Annotated in this window: 1 protein-coding gene; it reads left to right on the top strand. The window is 42.6% G+C overall.

The window, feature by feature from the left end:
• Window positions 1-788, top strand: a 788-nt coding sequence (locus ACFSKL_RS10625; RefSeq protein ID WP_376886085.1) for a T9SS type B sorting domain-containing protein, incomplete at both ends; no start/stop codon positions are given.

Below are 788 nucleotides of genomic sequence, written 5' to 3'. Positions count from 1 at the left end.
TATCCCAGGGAACAAAAGGAAGGCAGGTTGAACCTGATTGACGATGCGGAATACTGGGAGCTTTCTAAAGAAGAGGGGGATGGAGACGTGAAACTCACACTCTCATGGAGGGATGTTACGACGCCTGCTTTCATTTTGGGGGAAACCAATAGGCTGGTTGTGGCACATTGGGATGATTCGGATGCCCAATGGAAAAGCCTCGGAGGTGAAATTGATATGGGGGGACAGACAGTTACCACTCCCGTGGAGTTGGAGGATTATGGGATTTTTACTTTGGCGGTCTTGTCCAGCAATATGACAAATCTGTCAATTGAAAAAACTTCATTTGACGTGTCAATCTGGGAGGGGGATATTTTTGAATATGAGATCAGGGTACAGAACAACAGCGAAATAGATGCTACCGATGTGGTGGTGATAGATAATTTGCCCAATGGTGTTTCTTACCAAAGCTATGAAATAGAAAGTGCTTTTGGCCTGGTTGAATATACCATGCAAACCAATGGACAAACGTTGATGTGGAGTATTCCTTTGTTTATGGCTGGTGACGAATTGGTGATTACCCTAAAAGCAAAAGCCGAAACTCCAGGTACAATCATCAACTACACAGAGGTAACATCACTGGAGGAAGATGAAGACCCTACCGACAATGAAGATACGGATGAAAACAGGATAAGGGATTTCTTTATACCTAATGTAATCACTCCAAATGGAGATGGTGATAATGATACTTTTGAAGTCAAGGGATTGAACCGGTTTGTGTCAAACAATATTGTGATATTCAATAGGTT

Origin of the sequence: Belliella marina, from assembly GCF_042682445.1 — a bacterium.
GTDB classification, from domain to species: domain Bacteria; phylum Bacteroidota; class Bacteroidia; order Cytophagales; family Cyclobacteriaceae; genus Belliella; species Belliella marina.
This window is presented reverse-complemented; position numbering and strand designations above follow the sequence as displayed.